Origin of the sequence: Microbacterium oleivorans (assembly GCF_023715745.1) — a bacterium.
Taxonomy (GTDB): Bacteria; Actinomycetota; Actinomycetes; order Actinomycetales; family Microbacteriaceae; genus Microbacterium; species Microbacterium oleivorans_D.
The window spans coordinates 121391-137905 of sequence record NZ_JAMBOV010000005.1 but is presented as its reverse complement, the minus strand read 5'-3'; the positions used below and the strand labels follow the sequence as shown (position 1 = coordinate 137905).

The window sequence follows — 16515 nt, the reverse complement described above, 5'->3', positions numbered from 1 at the left end:
AAGCACCCGAAGTGTCCAAGAGCATCGAAGTCAACGACCTGAACGTCTACTACAGCGACTTCCTCGCCGTGGAGGGCGTGTCCCTCGACATCGAGCCCCGCAGCGTGACGGCCTTCATCGGCCCGTCCGGATGCGGCAAGTCCACGTTCCTGCGCACGCTGAATCGCATGCACGAGGTCATCCCCGGCGCGCGCGTCGAGGGTGAGGTCCTGCTCGACGGCGAGGACCTCTACGGGCAGGGCGTCGACCCGGTGCTCGTGCGCCGGCAGATCGGCATGGTCTTCCAGCGCCCGAACCCGTTCCCGACGATGTCGATCCGCGACAACGTGCTGGCCGGTGTGAAGCTCAACAACTCGCGCATCTCGAAGTCCGACGCCGACGCCCTCGTCGAGAAGTCGCTGCGCGGCGCGAACCTCTGGAACGAGGTCAAGGACCGGCTCGAGAAACCCGGCTCGGGCCTGTCGGGCGGTCAGCAGCAGCGCCTGTGCATCGCGCGCGCGATCGCCGTCTCCCCCGACGTACTGCTGATGGACGAGCCCTGCTCGGCCCTCGACCCGATCTCGACCTTCGCGATCGAGGAGCTCATCCAGGAGCTCAAGAGCGAGTACACGATCGTCATCGTTACGCACAACATGCAGCAGGCGTCGCGCGTCTCGGACAAGACGGCGTTCTTCAACATCGCCGGCACCGGCAAGCCCGGCAAGCTCATCGAGTACGACGAGACCGGCACCATCTTCACCAAGCCGTCCGTCCAGGCCACCGAGGACTACGTCTCGGGCCGCTTCGGATGACACGCGCGTCGCGGCCGGGGGGCCAGCGACGCCGCACACGCGCCGGCACGGATTCGGGTTCCGTGCCGGCGCGTTCTTTGTGTGGGTGGGGCGGGCTGTTCGCCTTCGCGGGTGGGGTGCGTGCGCGGATGCAATGGATGCCGGGCGACACGCCGCTTCCATTCGGTCTGAGGCGGGGTGTCGCGGCGGATCTGTTGCATACGCGCGCGGGGGCGCCGCAGGAGGGCGCCGGCTATTGCGGGCAGGGTGCGTACGCGGATGCAATGGATGTCGGGCGACACGCGGCATCCATTCGGTCTGAGGCGGGGTGTCGTGGCGGATCTGTTGCATCCGCGCGCGGGTTCCTCCCCGAAGGGCGGGCTTCGGGGGCTGTCCCCATCTGCCGGCCTGCCGGATGCGGGGACGACCGGCGCGGCGACGATCGGGGGATGTGCGAGCTCCGGCATCCGATCCTCCGACTGCGGCAGCTGCTCGACGGTGGCTGGTCGCTGCGGCGGGTGCAGCGCGCGTTGCGGACGGGTGAGCTGCGGCGGTTGCGAGTCGGGGTGTTCGTGCCTCCGGCGGCGTGCGCCGAGGCGGTGGCGATCGCGCATCACGGCGGGGCGATGGCGTGTGTGACGGCGGCGCGGCACCGCGGGCTGTGGGTGCTGGGAGACGAGGCGTCTCCGCATGTGTGGATGCGGCCGGGCGGGCGCTCCTACGACGCGGACTGTGCGTGCACCGAGCACTGGGACGCTCCCGGGGTGGGCGAGTCGCGCCGCGAGCCGTCGCTCCCTCGTGTGCTGCGACAGATCCTGCTGTGTCGCGGCGTCGAGACGTTCTTCGTCGCCTTCGAGTCGGCGCGACGGCAGCGGATGCTGGACGGCGACGACATGCGATGGCTCGCGCAGAATCTCAACTCAGCCGCCCGCGAGGCGATGTCGCTCAGTCGTGATGACGCCGACAGCGGACTCGAGTCGCTCCTGCGGTGGCGGCTGCGCGGCCTCGACCTGACGGTGCGGACCCAGGTGCGCATCGCGGGTGTCGGTGTCGTGGATGCGCTGATCGGCGATCGGATCATCGTCGAGGTCGACGGGCGGGAGAACCACGACAGCGAGTCGCTGCGGCACAAGGACCTCGTCCGCGACGCGAACGCGGCGATGTGGGGCTACACGACCCTGCGGTTCGACTACGCGATGGTGCTGCACGACTGAGACCTCGTCGAGCGCGCGATCCTGGCGGCGCTCGCGCGCGCGTCCTGATCCGCGTACGCGGATGCAATGGATGCGAGGCAACACGCGGCATCCGCGGCCGGATCGGCAGCGTGTCGCGCGCGATCTGGTGCATCGGCTGACGGGCTCGGGGGGGGGTGACGCGGTCAGGCGGCAGGCGCGTGCGCGGATGCAATGGATGCGAGGCGACACGCGGCATCCGCGGCGCGAAGCGCGGCGCGTCGGGCGCGATCTCTTGCATCCGCGCACAGCGGCGCGGCCGCTCGCGACGTCAGTCGCGCGGGCTGAGCAGGTACTGGTTGAAGGATGCGGTGAGCTCGGCGTCGACAGCGAGGGGGCGGTCGTCGACGGCGGTGATGGGGGCCGCCAGGCGCACGCTCGAGACGAGCCAGGCGGCATCCGCGTCGTACAGGGCCGACACGGGCAGCGTCTCGTAGGCGGTCTCGAATCCCTGTGCCGCGAGGTGCTCGAACAGGCTCAGCTGGGTCGTCCCGTGCAGAATGCCGCCGTTCGGCGCCGGCGTCACGAACGTGTCACCCCGCCGGATGATCAGCGACGCGGTCGGCGCCTCGAGCACGAAACCGTCGGAGCTCACGAAGACGGCGTCGTCCGCTCCACGGCGCTTCGCCTCGCGGATCGCGGCCATGTTCACCGCGTACGACAGCGTCTTCGCCCCGAGCAGCAGCCACGGCGCCCGCCCCGGCAGATCGATGCTGTACCCGCGGTCGAGCACCGCCACCGCGATGCCCTCGGTGCGCGGCGTCGTGAAGTCCGCCGCCGGCGCCACCGTCACCCACGCGGTCGGGGTCGGGCCGTGCTCGACGCCCCGGCTCAGGATCAGCTTGATGACCGCCTCACCCTCCCCCGACGCGGCCTGCGCGCGCCGGATCGCCTCGCGCCACTGCGCCAGATTCGGCGCCGGCAGCTCGCAGATCTCCGCCGAGTGCGCGAGACGCTCGAGGTGAGGCTCGACTTCCTGCGCGTGCCCTTCAACGACGCCGATCGACTCGAAGATCCCGTCGCCGCGCTGCGTGCTCAGCTCGCCCACGGTCAGCGCGGGGGCCGACGGATCCACCTCGGTGAAGGTGTCGGCGAAGTCGGTGCGCGCATCGTCGGATGCCGCGGGGTCGATCATGAGAGCGAAGCGCCAGGCCATGCGTTGAGCCTACGCGGCGGCACCCGTCACGGGCGTCGTTCGCGGATGCAACAGATCCCGCGCGACATGCCGCCAGGAGACCCGCGGATGCCGCCTGTCGCCGCGCATCCATCGCATCCGCGCACGCGCACACGGCACGCGCCCCGACACGCCCGGCCGCAGCGAAATCGCCGACCGGGAGGAATACCCCGGGAGCCCCTCCGTTACACTGTCTTAGCCGGGCCGCAGTAACCCCGGGCTCCATCTTCAGCCGCTGCGAGCGGCCACGCGCCGAGAGGCGTTCTGCGGCCCGGCACTTTCGTACCCGGGCTCAGGTCAGGCCATCGCGGCGCCACAGTGCCGCCGCCGCCGTGAGATCTCCGGCGTACGTGTCGAGGCGCAGGGCCCGCGTGGTGAACTGCGACGCCCGTCCCGGCTCGCTCTCGTCGTAGTCGTCGGCCAGATCGGTCGCGCCCGCCGAGACGACGCGCGAGAAGGCCGCCGCGCGCTCGAGCGCGAGCGCGAAGTCGCCCGCGAAGACCCCTCGCAGGATCAGGTCGATGAGCGACACGAGCTCGTCGGGACTGGCCGGCGTCGGCGCGCCTGCGATGACGACATCGGCCGACGACAGGCGCGTGCGGCCGCGCTCGTACAGCAGCGCGGACGTCGCGGGATCGTCGTGGATCATCAGCTGCAGCAGGTACAGCCGCCACAGCGCGCCGGGCAGCGACCTGGCCGGCGACTGCGCCCACAGCTCCGCGATGGTCGCGATGCCGTGCGCGTCGGTGAACGTCACGAGCCGGTCGATGACCTCGTCGTGCGGCTGTTCGCGCACCCGGGACAGCAAAGCGGATGCCGTGGCGTGCGCCACGCGGCTGGCCTCGGCGGGATCGTCCGCGGCGAAGTTTCGATCGAACGAGTCGGGGGAACGGCGGACCGGCTTGTGGAAGTCGCGGGACGCGTCAGACATCGCTCCAGGCTACCCCGCACCGCAGCGCCGAGCAGCGCAACGAGTCAGGCGGTGGGGATCGTGATGATCGGGTCGGTGGTGGGCGAACCGTCAGGCGATCCGCCCTTCTGCTCGACCGTCACAGCGATCACGTCACCCGGCTCGAACTCGCCCGACAGCAGCGCGGTGACCTCGTCGGACGGGTCGAACACCCCCGCCGAGATCGGCTGGTCGCCGCGAACGAACCACAGCTCGAACGAGCGGTCCGCAGGGATCTCGGGGGCGTCGTCGGTGGTGAGAACGACCTTGTCGAGCTCGTCCGACCAGTGCAGGACGGCCTCGCCGCCGTCGGCGAACTGACCGGTGACCGTCTGCGCGTCGGGTGCGGACTCGATCTGCTCGAGCGCCTGAACCTCGATCGGCGTGCGGGCGCGCTCGACGAGCGAGCCGACACCCCAGCCGACGCCGACCAGCAGGGCGGCCGAAGCCACGAGGGCGAACAGTCCACGGGTCCAGGTTCGGCGCTCCACGGTCTGGATCGCCTCAGTCGACGGTCCCGCGACCACGTGCTCGCGAGGTTCCTCCCCGGCGGCAGGCTCGGAGGCGACAGCGGTCTCGGACGCAACAGCTGGCTCAGCGACAGCAACATCGTCGCCCGCAGGCTCAGCGGCCACAGCAGGCGCCCCGAGCTGCGGCATCCCACTGATCTGCGCGAGCAGTCGCGCACGGATCTCCACCGGCGGGGCTTCTTCGCCCGCGCCTTCGGCGAGGAAACCGGCGACCTGCGCGTCGAGGTCGACCTGGTCCTGCCATTCAGGGTGGGCGGCCAGCGCTTCGTGGTACGCGCGCTCGTCCTCCGGGGACAGCGCAGCGAGCGCGTGCCCTGCCGAAAGCTCAGCGAACTCCTTCTCGTTCACAGTGTCACCCCCATCTCCTGTCGTAGGCGGTTCAGTCCGTCGCGCATGCGTGTCTTGATCGTTCCCAGCGGTGCTCCGAGGAGCGTCGCAATCTCACTTTGGCTGTATCCCCCGAAGTACGCGAGGGTCAGGGCCTCACGTTGCGGGTCGGGCAGAGACCGAAGTGCGCGCACGACACGACGTCCTTCGATCTTCATCTCGACCTGCTCGGCGATGCCTTCTTCTTGTGTGTAGGCGTCTCGGGCTCCGACACGCATATCCCGGTCGACACTCGATTGAGCTGAGCGCACCCGGTCGACGGCCCGACGATGTGCCATCGTCAGGATCCAGCTTCTTCCTTGCCCCTTGTTCGGAGCGAAGGCGGAAGCGGATTGCCACACCTCGAGGAAGACCTCCTGCAGCACTTCCTCACTCTGGGACGGGTCGACGAGGACGCGTCGGATGAGGCCGAACACACGCGACGACAGCATGTCGTAGAGCTCGGCGAAAGCCGCTTGGTCGCCGTCAGCGATGCGGACGAGCAGATCGCCGGCGTGATCCGCCGACTGCCCGTCCTCGGGGACGTCCACACCGTCGATAACCATTACTCCCCAGCATGCCATTCCCGCGTACGGGAACCCGGATGGCGGGGCGCGAAACCCCGGCGAACAGCGGAATCGAGAGCGTTTCGTGATCGTCGGCATCCGCTTCATCGGAACCCGCGAAAAAGAATCTCGGGAAATGTGCAATCCATTTGCCTAGTGGTTCCGAAGACCAGACATCGCCGCCGCAGAGGGCGGTCCCAACACATGGAGGACAACATGTTCAGCACGAAGAAGAAGATGACCGCAGCACTCTCTCTGACGCTGGTCGGTGCGTTCGCTCTCGCCGGCTGCTCGTCGAGCTCCGCTCCCGAGGGTGGCACCAGCAGCGAGGGCACCGAGTCGTCGCAGGCTCCGATGGAGTCGCCCTCGCCCGAGATGACCGAGGACACGATGGACCCCGCCGCCAACCTGGTCGGCCCGGGCTGCGCGGACTACGCCGAGGCCGTTCCGGACGGCGCCGGATCGGTCGCCGGCATGGCGCAGGACCCGGTGGCCACCGCGGCATCGAACAACCCGCTGCTCAAGACGCTCGTCGCTGCCGTGAGCGGTCAGCTGAACCCCGACGTCAACCTCGTCGACACCCTGAACGGTGACGAGTTCACCGTCTTCGCCCCGGTCGACGACGCCTTCGCCAAGATCCCCACCGAGACCATCGAGGGTCTCAAGACGGACTCCGAGACGCTCACGTCGATCCTCACCTACCACGTGGTCCCCGGCCAGATCGCGCCCGACGAGATCGTCGGCACGCACGCGACCGTTCAGGGCGCCGACCTCGAGGTCACCGGCTCGGGCGACGAGCTCATGGTCAACGACGAGGCCATGGTGATCTGCGGTGGCGTTCAGACCGCCAACGCGACCGTTTACCTCATCGACACGGTGCTGATGCCCCCGATGTGATCACGGTCTTCTTGACCGGCGGCGTCGTCGAAGCTCTGCGGGCTTCGACGGCGCCGCCTTCTTTTTCCCTCGCACGGGGGATGCCGCGGGTCGGCGCCTTTCCTAGCGTCGAGGTATGGCGAACAAGAACATGAACGGGATGTCGTTCGGCCTCTGGATCGCGTTCGGGATGCTCGGGGGCGTGATCGTCGGGTTGCTCTTCCTCGACAACATCGGGCTCGGCGTCGGCTTCGGCCTGTCGTTCGGGATCATGCTCGGCATCATCTTCGGCAGTGCGAAGAGCACCGAGTGAAGGATGCCGCGCCGCTCCCCCATTAGGCTGGGACGCTGAGGGCCTCTAGCTCAGTCGGTAGAGCATCGGACTTTTAATCCGCGGGTCGTGGGTTCGAGCCCCACGGGGCCCACCTCTGAAGTCATCCGCCGGGGCGGAGGACTGCCCAGCCCGCATTCAATTCGTCCGCGAACATCTTGAGTTGCACGGGCGTGTCCGCGTCGTAAGCGATTCCCGTGATCCGCCCGGGCGCGCCACAATCCTGGGTGACGGACGTCGGCCCCACGGGGTTGGCCGGCTCCTCGCCTGAGGCGGGGGCCGGGGCCCATTCGAGCGTCACTTGCGCCCTCGACGGACTGCAATCGAAGTCGATCACGTACCGCTCCCCGGCCTCCACCACACCCGAGACGGTCGCCTCGCCCTCGGAAATGCCGTTGGCGCCCTCGGCGACGAATGTGATCCGCGACAGCTCGTCGTCAGCGACGGCGGGCACGGCATAATCTCCATCGACCGTCACGGGCGGGCTGGGAGCAGACGAGACGGGAGAAGGCGTCACCGCCGGCGGAGTCGTCGTCGGGTCGTCGTCCAGACCGGTCGTGGAGACACACCCCGAGAGCAACATCGGCGCGGCGAGCATCACAGCGGCAGTCCACACCCGACGTCGGCTCATGCGGGCCACGTTACCTGCGAAGCAGAGTCGGCCAAGGGTGCAGCGGCCCGCCCGCACAACAAGAAAGCCCCGACTGTTACCACACAGCCGGGGCGAGACGAATGAGAAGTCCGCCTATCGGTATCAGGATACCTCTGGAACCTGAGAGCTGACCCGGCGCCCCTCGGGTCCGGGGAGCACACGCGAGCGTTACGGTTGCGGAATGCTCCGCCTCCTCGCCCGGGCCTACTGGACGTTCAGCCGATGGACGCTCGCGACCGAGCCCGCGCCGCCTCGCCCCACCGTCGTCCTGGGGGCGCCGCACACCTCCAACTGGGACTTCGTGCTCATGCTGGCGATCGCCTGGCGCCTGAGGATGCGGTTCCGCTGGTTGGGCAAGGAAAGCCTCTTCCGCGGCTGGCGCGGCCCGCTGATGCGCTCGATCGGCGGCATCCCTGTCGACAGAGCGAACCCCGCCGGCGTGGTCGACACTCTCGTCCGTCGCATCCGCGAGGGCGACGTCTTCGGCCTCGTCGTGACGCCCGAAGGCACGCGCGGCGGCGCCGGACACTGGAAGTCGGGCTTCTACCGCATCGCCCGCGAGGCCGGCCTTCCCGTCACGCTCGGGTACGTGGATCGCGCCACCATGACGACCGGACTGGGACCGACTCTCACCCTCACCGGCGACGTCGGCGCGGACATGGATGCCATCCGTGCGTTCTACTCCGACAAGTCGGGGCTGCGTCCCGCGCGACGCGTCGAGCCTCGCTTGCGCGACGAAGGCGATCCGCTGCCTCGTCGCGGCTGAACCCACCGCGGAACGGCGTTCGGCCCCGGCACGTCCTTACCCCTCTGCCCCCGTGGTGTCCGGTGTCACGAACCAATCGGTGAACGAGCTCGCCCGACCGTCATCCGCCAAACGAATGACCATGAGGTTGTCGTACTGCCGACTCTTCGTCGTCGAACTCGGGTAGCTGGTTCGACCGCGAATGATCGCGATGTCCCCGTCGACCGCAGTGAGCTCATGCTCGAACGACCATGTGCCGGGGTCGTCCTTCTGCCCGAGCCAACCCGCGAGGATCGCATCGTGACCGATCCAGGGGTTCGTCGACGGGCCATCGCGATACTCCGCGTCCGCCGTGAACAGCGACCGGATGTCGTCCGGGTCGTTGGTCTCCCACGCGCGGACGTATCGGCCGATCCACTCGTTGGCGGCTGCCGCCGCTGTCTCGCGATCCCACATGGACTCAGGCTCGCTGACGGGTGCGGCGAGCGCAAGGTGCTCCACCCACTGAACCCCGACCCCGCAGAACAGGGTCGGGGTCGCCGCATCCTCCGGTTACTTCATGCGTCCGAACGTGGCGTCGATATCGGCCATCTCCATCGCGGCTGTCGCCTCGATGAGCGCTCGCAGCTCGGCATCCGCTCCGGGAGAGAATTCCTCGGGTCGCTCCGGCGACACGGTCATCGGCGAGCCGACCGGGGCCTGCTCGCTCGCGTCAAGCTGCGTGCCATCGTTTGACGGCGACGCACCCTGGAAGATGCGACCGGCTTCGGACTGATTGCCCAGATCGAACGAATACTGCTTGCTCTGCAGCCCCAGGTCGACGAGACGCTTCACCTCGGGGAACTGCTCGGCGTTCGTCTTCGGGATCGGAAGCGACGTACGCCAATTCACTCCAAGGGTCTCGAGGGCCTTCGCGTACGCGTTCTCGTGCGCCTGGTCACGCACGATGAGGTACGAGATCGTGCTTCGCGCCATCTTGTTGTCCGTCATCTCGTACAGCCGGCACTTCTGCAGTCGACCCGTCGACTCCAGCATCAGGTTGTACAGCAGATCGAGCACGAGGTTGCCGGAGTTGTAGACGTAGCTGCCCATCCAGGGATTGCCGGCGGAATCCACCGGGAGCGCACCCTGCGCACCGACCAGATAGTGGTGGATGTTGCTGTGATCAACGGCGATGCTGAGCGGCGTCGCACCACCCGCGCCGGGGTCGTCGACAGGGTCTGACGGCTTTCCCTTGTACCTCGGCGAACCATCCAACAGACGAGAGATGGTCGTGCCGATGAGCTCGACGTGACTGATCTCCTCGGTGCCGATGCCCTGGATGAGGTCCTTGTAGGGCTTGCCCGACGGACCGCGGAAATTGATGCTCTGGAACAAGTACTGCATCATCGTGCGCATCTCACCGAACTGTCCGCCGAGACCCTCCTGCAGTGCGTTGGCGGCCGCGGGATCCGGCTCGTCCTGTGCGATCTCGTTGATGAACTCTTGAACGTGGAAGTACATGGTTCCTCCGGGGGTTGGGGATCCCGACGATCCGCTGGTCTCCCCGTCCCACCGCGCCCCTTGCCGATGCGGACGCCACCGACTACCTTCCGACCCCGGAGACGATTCAGCCGGCCCCGGCGATTCGTTCGTGAGTCGCGCGGACGAATGCGGCATACCCTCCGGGCGTCCGCCCCCAGAATCGGCCGGATGTGACCACCTCGTTCTCGTCCGTCGCGACCGCACGGGCACCCTGGGCTCGCGCAGCACGGACGAGCGCGACGTCCTCGTGCTGCTCGAGGTCGGCGAACCCTCCCGCCGCGAGGTACACGCCGGCACGCAGGCCGAGATTGGCGCCGTGAACGTTGCCGGCCGGACGGCCGCGCGGATGCGTGTGCAGCCAGTGCTCCGCGTGCTCGAGTGTGAGGTCGGCGAAGTCCGGCCGAACGGTGCCGAGCACGACATCGGCACCCGCAGCGCGGAGGTCAAGTTGGTGGCTGAGCCAGGTGACAGGAACGACCGAGTCTCCGTCCGTGGTGCTGATCCACACGTCGGCGGGCGGGGAACCCAGTTCAGCGACGGCCGCGGCCACGCCGAGGCGTCGAGCCGTCCCCACGTTCCGCGCGTCGATGTCGAGAGTTCGCACCGGCCACGACCGCGCGATCCGGCCCGAGGCATCCGTGCACGCGTCGAGGACGACAACCGTCGAGATCTGCACTCCCCGATGCGTCCGTCGGGTGTGCTCGATGGCAGCGGTGAGCGCGGCGAGGCACTCGTCGAGGAGTTCGGCTTCATTGTGCACCGGGACGACGATCGCCACCGCTGGGGTACCGCCCGCTGTCACGCGATGATCCCCGTCTCGGCGGCGACCGAGCGGGCGCCCGCGAGTCCATAGACCTCGAGCACGAAGTCCTCCTCCTCGTGCAGCACGAGTCGGACGAGACCCTCGGCCGCGCGAAGTGCCGCGTGCACATCGTCTCCGGACTGCGGATACTCCGCGACCGGATGCCGCCAGTGGCACGCGACCAGGTGGCCACCGGCATCCATCGCATTCCGAATCAGGTCGACGACGCGGGTCAGGTCCGCAGCGCTCCAGTAGTAGCCGACCTCCGACAACACGACGAGGTCGAAGGTGCCGACGGGCCACTCCCCCGGCAGCGCGAGACGCTCGAGGCGAACGTCCTCGCGATCGCCGAGGCGACGGCGTGCGATCGCGAGCGGCGCGTCCGCGATATCGACTGCCAGCACGGCGTCGCACCGATCGGCGAGGAGCTCCGTCACAACGCCGGTCGAGCAGCCCAGTTCGAGGGCCGAGGCGTACCGTTCGCGAGGCACGCTGGCCAGAGTGATCGCGCGCTTGCGCTGCTCGTACCAGCGCGACTCGAAACCCCACGGGTCGTCCCCGTTGCGACGATAGAAATCGTCGAAGAAGCTCTCCGCCAGACTGCGACCAGCAGGGCGGATCAGGACCTCGAGCGGCCGGTCGAAGTGCGCCTGCATCCCCTCGTGGAGCATCACCTCATCCCCCGGCGCGGACGACAGCGGGGCGATCTGGCTGCGATGGTGATGCATCGCGGTGCGTTTGAGCTTCACCGTCGGCTCATCGAGCTGAACCACCTCGAGGTCGCCCCAGGGTACGTCCTCCGTCGACCCCCAGTGCCAGAGCCAGATCGGATACTCCCGCCACGGGACCCCGAGGTCCGCGCACACCTCGGCCGTCACTTCCGCAGCGACGCGATGATCGCGGTGACTGTCGCCTGACCAGGGCACCACGACGAGATGCGCTCCCTGCCCCTGCAGCAGCGCGCGGAGCGCCTCCGCGATCGCGTCGCGATGGTCGTCCGTGCCGCCGTCCGGGAGGGCGAGGAACTGCACGTCGATCGACGGGCTCAGTTGATCGAGCGCTGCGGCGACCTCGCGCCGTCGCACCGCGGCCAGATCGACGGGGGTGTGGGACGGCGAATCCGGATGAGAGCCCTCGCCGTCGGTCGCGATGAGAACGGTGACGCTCGCGCCACGACTTGCGGTGCGGGCCATGAGTCCCCCGACGCCGAGGGTTTCGTCGTCGGGGTGGGCCGCGACGACGACGAGGCGCTCGAACGTCTCGTCCAACGACGGCAGCTCCCGGTCGAGGAACGCTTTCCGCCACACCGCTTCGTCCGTTCCCGGATCTCGGTGGCTGAAGCTCACCATGCACCCAGCCCTTCCGTGATGTCGGCGCCGATGCGCGCCAGGTCGCGTTCGCCGTGGTGCTGTCGCAGGTAGATCTCGAGGTCGGCCACGCGGCGAGCGTGAGTCTCGTCCGCCACGAGGGGTAGCGGTCCGAGAGCTCGAGCGGACTCGGCGAGCGTCGTCTCGACCGCGCCGGCGACGATCGTCCGGACGCGTGCGGCGGAGGTGCCGGGGTGGGATGCCACCGGCAGCCCTTCCGTCTGGTGCGCCGCCGATCGCAGGGCGAGCCTCGCTGTCCAGAGCGCGGCATCCACTCGAGCCAGGTGCACGCGCGACAGCTGATCTGCACCCTCGCGCCGTGCCGCGTGAATCAGAGCGTCGCGGATCGGCAGAGCACCACCCCACCAGCACGCCGCCACTCCGATGCCGCCTGCCGCGAAGCCGGGGCGACGCAGGTACCAGCCCGGTTCACCAACGGGCACGGCCGGAGCCGCGGCGAAGTCCACCGGTGCACTCACAACCTGAGGCAGTCCCCGTGCGTGCCACGGTCCCGTGTGTGGTGACACTTCGGGGCGCTGCAGAGCCACGGCGAAAAGGCGACGCTCGTCGCCGACCCAAGCCGTGACGAGTGCGTGGCTCAGATGCCGGGCGAGCGAACACCACGGCTTCGTTCCCGCGAGACGCCAACCGGAGCCGTTGGCGCCAGCCTCCAGCCGAGTCCCGGCGCCTTCGGCGGCGAACACTCCCCACGAGGATTCGACGTCCGCCTGGATCGACGCGAGATCGATCTCGTAGCCGTCGCGACGGGCTTGGTCGAGGATGTCGAGCGCGTCGAGATGGGGCTCGAGGATGCGCGCGGCCCCGACATCCCGGCTCGCAACCGCGGCGAGGAACGACCAGTCGTCGGCGAGCGAACGCCCGTCGCTCCGCGCTGCTCCCGCGCCGACCGCCCATGCAAGTGTTGCTGCAACGTCGACCCCGAACCCGTCGATGAGGTCGGCCTCGTCGAGCGCCGCGGCCGTCGCACTGCCGAACGGTCCGTCACTCAGGCGGGCCGGGGAGGAGGCATCGTGCGGGAGGTTCACACATGGAGTGTGCGCGTGCCGCGAGCTGTCAGGCGAAGCCTTGCGGTTCCGCCGTTGACTCGGGTACGGGCTCCCCGAAACTGTTCGCGATCGCCGCGCTGAGCCGCGGCCGCTATCTCGATAAGTGCAGACGGAAGGGCTGAAATACCTGATCGCATTCGACTCTCGGGCGTAACGCGTCGCCTCGACGACGACACGGCGAGTACTCGACCGTGTACTTCGAGGCCGCGGCACGATCACGGCGGGGCGCGACCGTCGGCTCAACCCGAATCGACAGATTCCCGCGTTCACACCCGATCGAGACCGGTCACGACGGGGCGAGCCGCCGGGTGTTCGCACGCACGGACGGTAGACGACGGTGATGCAGCACCAATTCACGGACTGCGCTCAGACGACGGCGTATCCCCCACATCGTCACCATGACGAGCGACTCGCGAACGATGTTGCCGCTCATCTTGCTCACGCCGAGCTCCCGCTCCACGAAGGTGATGGGGACCTCGACGACGCGCAGCTCGCGTTCCAGCCCGCGCCACAGCAGGTCGAGCTGGAAGCAGTAGCCCTGCGATGCGACACCGTCCAACCCGATGCGATCGAGTGCGCTCGCGCGGTAGGCGCGATATCCGCCCGTAGCGTCGCGCACGTCGATCCCGAGCGCAAGCCGGGCATAGACGTTGCCGCCGATGCTGAGCATCTTGCGATGCAGCGGCCAGTTCACGACGCGGCCGCCCGGCACCCACCGGGAGCCGAGCACGATGTCAGCCGTGGCCAGCTCGTCGAGCATGATCGGCAGAGACTCCGGCTGGTGCGAGCCATCAGCATCCATCTCGATCAGCACGTCGTAACCCCGCCGACGACCCCATGCGAAGCCTGCGAGATAGGCACGCCCGAGGCCGTCTTTCGCCGTGCGATGCAGGACGTGCACACGGCCATTCGCGGCAGCAAGGCGATCGGCGATGTCGCCCGTGCCGTCCGGCGACGCGTCGTCGACGATCAGAACGTCGGATCGGCCCACGGCGAGGACGCGCTCGACGATGCTTTCGATGTTCTCGGACTCGTTGTAGGTGGGGATGATGGTGAGCGCGCTGTTCATGTCGATGCCTTTCGTTGTCTGACGGATCGCCGGCTGTCGGCGGCTCAGGCCGCGACCGCGGTGACCACGACGTTGTCCTCGTACAGGCCCGTCTCGGAGCTGATCGGTCCCCCGCAGGTCACGAGCCGGAGCTCGGGAGTCGGAACCGGTGCGTAGATGGATGCGGTGGGGAAGTCGTGCTTCTTGACGTTCTGGATGCCGGTGACGACGAACTCCGCCGTTGTGCCGTCGCTGCGCGAGACCGACACGGTGTCGCCCGGCTGCAGCTTTCCAAGGTCATGGAAGACGGCGGCTGCCCACGGTGAGTCGACATGCGCGGCGATCACGGCTGGACCGATGTCTCCCGGCACCACACCGTCCTCGTACCAGCCGACATCGTTGTAGTCGGCGGGCGCCTCGATCCACCCATCCGCCCCGCGGCCGAGGCCGATGAGGTCAGACTCCACACCGATGGCGGGAATCGAGACGTGTTCCGGGACGGCGGCCGACACCGCCTCCTCGGCCACCGGATCCTGCAGGGCTCCGGCACTCGAGGTCGCCGCATCCGCTTCGGATGCCGCGAGCGGCGGGCAGCCGGCGAGGGCGTCGTTCGTCAGCATCGCCTCCGCGAGCGCCGTCCACGCGTCGCCGTAATAGGTGGGCGCCTCCGCTGCGGTCGCCGTCATCCGGCCGAGATCGGCTTCCGCGTCGCCGCCGCGCCCGTCCGCCGCGTATGCCGCGGCTCGCGCGGCATACGCCACGGGATGCTGGTCGCTGGTCACAGCCCCGGCACCCGAGTCCAGCTCGGCGGGAAGAACCTCATCGTCGGGCAGCGCCGACGCGATGCGCGCAGCGATGGCCGCATCTTCCGGATCGCACGACTCGGCGTAGCGGATCGACGCGCGCGCGGCGTCATACCCGTACTCCGGCTCCCCCTCGCCGTTTGCGGCGCCCGCGATCGCGACCGTACCGTCGGTCGCGACGGTGGCCCAGTTCGTCGGTAGCGCGTTCGCATCGAGCAGCGCTTCGGTCGCTGCTCGACTGCCCTCGGCGAGCTCGTCCCACCGAGGGTCGCCCGATGCCTCGGACAGCACGGCGAAGGCTGCCGGCGACGCGTACGAGGGGTTATAGGCATGGGGCGACGCCGTAGCCCACGGCCCGGGCAGCAGGATCCTGCCTAGTGCGGTGGATGCCGTCATCTCGTCGAGGAGCGCCGTGCCGAGGTCCACACCCTCTGCGCGGAGATCGTCGCGGTCGAACGCGTCGCCCGCGAGGACGAGCGCGCGTGCGGCGTCGAGGTCGGCATCCGATGCGGGCTGGTCATCGACCACGGCCCCGTCGTCCCACCGCCAGGCGAGCAGACCGTCCTCCCGCTGGAGGTTGGTGGTGGTCCAGTCCCAGATCTCATCGAAGACCGGCTCGTCGCCGGCGACCACCGCCAGCAGCAGGCCGTAGGCCTGACCTTCGCTGACGGTGTCGCCACCCTGATCGGTACGCGCGACGCGTCCACCGTCGACGTACGTCTCGAGGAAGGCGTCGGCGGTCGTCGCGGCATCCTCCGTGGGGGATGCCGGCGCGTCCGCCTCAGGACCCGAGCACGCCGTGACCGCCAGCGCGAGAACAGCCGCGGCCGACGTCACCGCGAGCGCACGGGCGGCCCGTGTCATCCGGCTGTCCCGGCTGTGCGACGACGACGCGCGAACATCGTCACGCCGGCCGCGCCTACGAGCAGCGCGCCGGCAGCGAAGAGGCCGACCGGTGCCTCCCCGTCACCGGCCGTGCCGCCTCCACCGGTCTCGATGCCGCCGACCGGCATGTCGGCGAGGGTCGCCGAGTCGGTGACGGCCTTCGCCGTCAGCGCACCGGACGCGGTGTCGAGCACGAAGATCGTCGAGACCGAACCCGCGGGGAGATCGACGCCGGCGGACGAGACGTCATCGGCGCCCGCGAGTTCGAGGTCCCACTCGCCGGCGGTCACCGCCGCGTAATCGGTCGCGGACCCTGTCGGCACGTCACTCGCGATGGGTCGGCCTGCCGCCGTGTCGACACTCACGAGCGGTTCGACGGTCGAAGCCTGGATGACGCGCACCCGGGCTTCGCCCTTCGCGGGTGCCGAGAGGTCGTCTTCGAAGACCACGGTGTCGAGCTCGGCGTTTCGGCCGTACGCGGCGACGGTGAGGGGGTCCCCGGCTGCCACGTCGACGGACTGCTGGACCACGGGCTCGGCGTCGTCGGCGGCATCCGAAGGCACCATCGAGACGACGTACGTGCCTTCGGCGAGCGGGATGTAGTCGCTCACTGCGCCGTAGGCGACGTCGTCGAGCTCGTACACGACGTCGCCGCCGGCGAGCGCGGTCAGCTGAACATCGACGGCCTTCGTGTCGGGAGAGAGGTGTGCCACCCGAGCCCAGCCGCCGGGTTCGGCGGTGGAGGCGGATGCGGCGGGGGCGACCGCGACACCGATGGCGAACGGGACAACGGCTGCGACTGCGAGGGCAAGCCCTCTGGCGCCCCGC

The 16515-nt window shown here is 69.0% G+C and carries 18 protein-coding genes and 1 tRNA gene; 6 read left to right on the top strand and 13 right to left on the bottom strand.

Going from position 1 to position 16515, the window contains the following annotated elements:
• Window positions 1-11: 11 nt before the first annotated feature.
• Both pstB and M3190_RS13030 read left to right on the top strand, forming a co-directional pair.
• Window positions 12-791 carry a phosphate ABC transporter ATP-binding protein PstB gene (pstB, locus tag M3190_RS13035; RefSeq protein ID WP_251582391.1) on the top strand — a complete coding sequence of 260 codons (780 nt, stop codon included), beginning with the start codon at window positions 12-14 and terminating at the stop codon, window positions 789-791.
• 428 nt (window positions 792-1219) lie between these two features.
• Window positions 1220-1984, top strand: a complete 765-nt coding sequence (locus M3190_RS13030) for an endonuclease domain-containing protein (RefSeq protein ID WP_251582389.1) — start codon at window positions 1220-1222, stop codon at window positions 1982-1984.
• 289 nt (window positions 1985-2273) lie between these two features.
• On the opposite strand, the gene M3190_RS13025 is transcribed toward M3190_RS13030, so the two are convergent.
• The 4 genes from M3190_RS13025 to sigK form a co-directional block, all read right to left on the bottom strand.
• A complete protein-coding gene (locus M3190_RS13025) occupies window positions 2274-3158 on the bottom strand; it encodes an aminodeoxychorismate lyase (protein ID WP_251582387.1) in 885 nt (294 codons plus the stop codon).
• A gap of 310 nt (window positions 3159-3468) precedes the next feature.
• Window positions 3469-4107, bottom strand: coding sequence for a DNA-directed RNA polymerase subunit beta (locus tag M3190_RS13020; protein ID WP_251582386.1), 639 nt, complete (start codon window positions 4105-4107; stop codon window positions 3469-3471).
• Window positions 4108-4151: 44 nt separating this feature from the next.
• Window positions 4152-5003 carry an anti-sigma factor gene (locus tag M3190_RS13015; protein WP_251582384.1) on the bottom strand — a complete coding sequence of 284 codons (852 nt, stop codon included), beginning with the start codon at window positions 5001-5003 and terminating at the stop codon, window positions 4152-4154.
• Window positions 5000-5587 (bottom strand): ECF RNA polymerase sigma factor SigK, encoded by a 588-nt coding sequence (sigK, locus tag M3190_RS13010; RefSeq protein WP_251582730.1) that lies wholly within the window; start codon window positions 5585-5587, stop codon window positions 5000-5002. The genes M3190_RS13015 and sigK overlap by 4 nt, the downstream gene beginning before the upstream one ends.
• A gap of 216 nt (window positions 5588-5803) precedes the next feature.
• Between sigK and M3190_RS13005 the strand changes: the two genes are divergently transcribed.
• From M3190_RS13005 to M3190_RS12995, 3 genes are all read left to right on the top strand, one after another.
• Window positions 5804-6484, top strand: a complete 681-nt coding sequence (locus tag M3190_RS13005; RefSeq protein ID WP_251582382.1) for a fasciclin domain-containing protein — start codon at window positions 5804-5806, stop codon at window positions 6482-6484.
• A gap of 115 nt (window positions 6485-6599) precedes the next feature.
• The gene (locus M3190_RS13000; RefSeq protein ID WP_251582380.1) at window positions 6600-6776 is read left to right on the top strand and encodes a hypothetical protein; all 177 of its coding nucleotides are present in this window, start codon (window positions 6600-6602) and stop codon (window positions 6774-6776) included.
• Window positions 6777-6815: 39 nt separating this feature from the next.
• A tRNA-Lys gene (locus M3190_RS12995) sits at window positions 6816-6888 on the top strand.
• 9 nt (window positions 6889-6897) lie between these two features.
• Here M3190_RS12995 and M3190_RS12990 read toward each other — a convergent pair.
• The gene (locus M3190_RS12990) at window positions 6898-7425 is read right to left on the bottom strand and encodes a hypothetical protein (protein ID WP_251582378.1); all 528 of its coding nucleotides are present in this window, start codon (window positions 7423-7425) and stop codon (window positions 6898-6900) included.
• 202 nt (window positions 7426-7627) lie between these two features.
• On the opposite strand from M3190_RS12990, the gene M3190_RS12985 reads away from it, so the two are divergent.
• Window positions 7628-8212, top strand: a complete 585-nt coding sequence (locus M3190_RS12985) for a 1-acyl-sn-glycerol-3-phosphate acyltransferase (protein WP_251582376.1) — start codon at window positions 7628-7630, stop codon at window positions 8210-8212.
• Window positions 8213-8248: 36 nt separating this feature from the next.
• Here M3190_RS12985 and M3190_RS12980 read toward each other — a convergent pair whose 3' ends face one another.
• The 8 genes from M3190_RS12980 to M3190_RS12945 all read right to left on the bottom strand — a co-directional run bounded on the left by M3190_RS12980 (window position 8249) and on the right by M3190_RS12945 (window position 16400).
• Entirely contained in the window at window positions 8249-8647 is a 399-nt protein-coding gene (locus tag M3190_RS12980) for a nuclear transport factor 2 family protein (RefSeq protein ID WP_251582374.1), read from the bottom strand.
• Window positions 8648-8743: 96 nt separating this feature from the next.
• Window positions 8744-9694, bottom strand: a complete 951-nt coding sequence (locus M3190_RS12975; RefSeq protein ID WP_251582365.1) for a manganese catalase family protein — start codon at window positions 9692-9694, stop codon at window positions 8744-8746.
• Window positions 9695-9800: 106 nt separating this feature from the next.
• The gene (locus tag M3190_RS12970) at window positions 9801-10517 is read right to left on the bottom strand and encodes a glycosyltransferase family 2 protein (protein WP_251582362.1); all 717 of its coding nucleotides are present in this window, start codon (window positions 10515-10517) and stop codon (window positions 9801-9803) included.
• A complete protein-coding gene (locus M3190_RS12965) occupies window positions 10514-11866 on the bottom strand; it encodes a PIG-L family deacetylase (protein ID WP_251582360.1) in 1353 nt (450 codons plus the stop codon). Before M3190_RS12965 ends, M3190_RS12970 begins: the two co-directional genes overlap by 4 nt.
• Window positions 11860-12930, bottom strand: a complete 1071-nt coding sequence (locus M3190_RS12960; RefSeq protein WP_251582358.1) for an acyl-CoA dehydrogenase — start codon at window positions 12928-12930, stop codon at window positions 11860-11862. Before M3190_RS12960 ends, M3190_RS12965 begins: the two co-directional genes overlap by 7 nt.
• Window positions 12931-13237: 307 nt before the next feature.
• On the bottom strand, window positions 13238-14020 hold the full coding sequence (locus tag M3190_RS12955) for a polyprenol monophosphomannose synthase (protein ID WP_251582356.1): 783 nt from the start codon (window positions 14018-14020) through the stop codon (window positions 13238-13240).
• Window positions 14021-14064: 44 nt separating this feature from the next.
• The gene (locus M3190_RS12950) at window positions 14065-15666 is read right to left on the bottom strand and encodes a class F sortase (RefSeq protein ID WP_251582354.1); all 1602 of its coding nucleotides are present in this window, start codon (window positions 15664-15666) and stop codon (window positions 14065-14067) included.
• Window positions 15663-16400, bottom strand: a complete 738-nt coding sequence (locus M3190_RS12945; protein ID WP_251582352.1) for a DUF4397 domain-containing protein — start codon at window positions 16398-16400, stop codon at window positions 15663-15665. Before M3190_RS12945 ends, M3190_RS12950 begins: the two co-directional genes overlap by 4 nt.
• Window positions 16401-16515: the final 115 nt, after the last annotated feature.

Bases quoted from the DNA above. Each gene is read 5' to 3' on its own strand.
- M3190_RS13020 (WP_251582386.1), bottom strand. From the start codon at position 4,107: ATGTCTGACGCGTCCCGCGACTTCCACAAGCCGGTCCGCCGTTCCCCC.
- sigK (WP_251582730.1), bottom strand. From the start codon at position 5,587: ATGGTTATCGACGGTGTGGACGTCCCCGAGGACGGGCAGTCGGCGGAT.
- M3190_RS12980 (WP_251582374.1), bottom strand. From the start codon at position 8,647: ATGTGGGATCGCGAGACAGCGGCGGCAGCCGCCAACGAGTGGATCGGC.
- M3190_RS13000 (WP_251582380.1), top strand. From the start codon at position 6,600: ATGGCGAACAAGAACATGAACGGGATGTCGTTCGGCCTCTGGATCGCG.
- M3190_RS12955 (WP_251582356.1), bottom strand. From the start codon at position 14,020: ATGAACAGCGCGCTCACCATCATCCCCACCTACAACGAGTCCGAGAAC.
- M3190_RS13005 (WP_251582382.1), top strand. From the start codon at position 5,804: ATGTTCAGCACGAAGAAGAAGATGACCGCAGCACTCTCTCTGACGCTG.
- M3190_RS12950 (WP_251582354.1), bottom strand. From the start codon at position 15,666: ATGACACGGGCCGCCCGTGCGCTCGCGGTGACGTCGGCCGCGGCTGTT.
- M3190_RS12975 (WP_251582365.1), bottom strand. From the start codon at position 9,694: ATGTACTTCCACGTTCAAGAGTTCATCAACGAGATCGCACAGGACGAG.
- M3190_RS12985 (WP_251582376.1), top strand. From the start codon at position 7,628: ATGCTCCGCCTCCTCGCCCGGGCCTACTGGACGTTCAGCCGATGGACG.
- M3190_RS12965 (WP_251582360.1), bottom strand. From the start codon at position 11,866: ATGGTGAGCTTCAGCCACCGAGATCCGGGAACGGACGAAGCGGTGTGG.
- M3190_RS12990 (WP_251582378.1), bottom strand. From the start codon at position 7,425: ATGAGCCGACGTCGGGTGTGGACTGCCGCTGTGATGCTCGCCGCGCCG.
- M3190_RS13030 (WP_251582389.1), top strand. From the start codon at position 1,220: ATGTGCGAGCTCCGGCATCCGATCCTCCGACTGCGGCAGCTGCTCGAC.
- M3190_RS13025 (WP_251582387.1), bottom strand. From the start codon at position 3,158: ATGGCCTGGCGCTTCGCTCTCATGATCGACCCCGCGGCATCCGACGAT.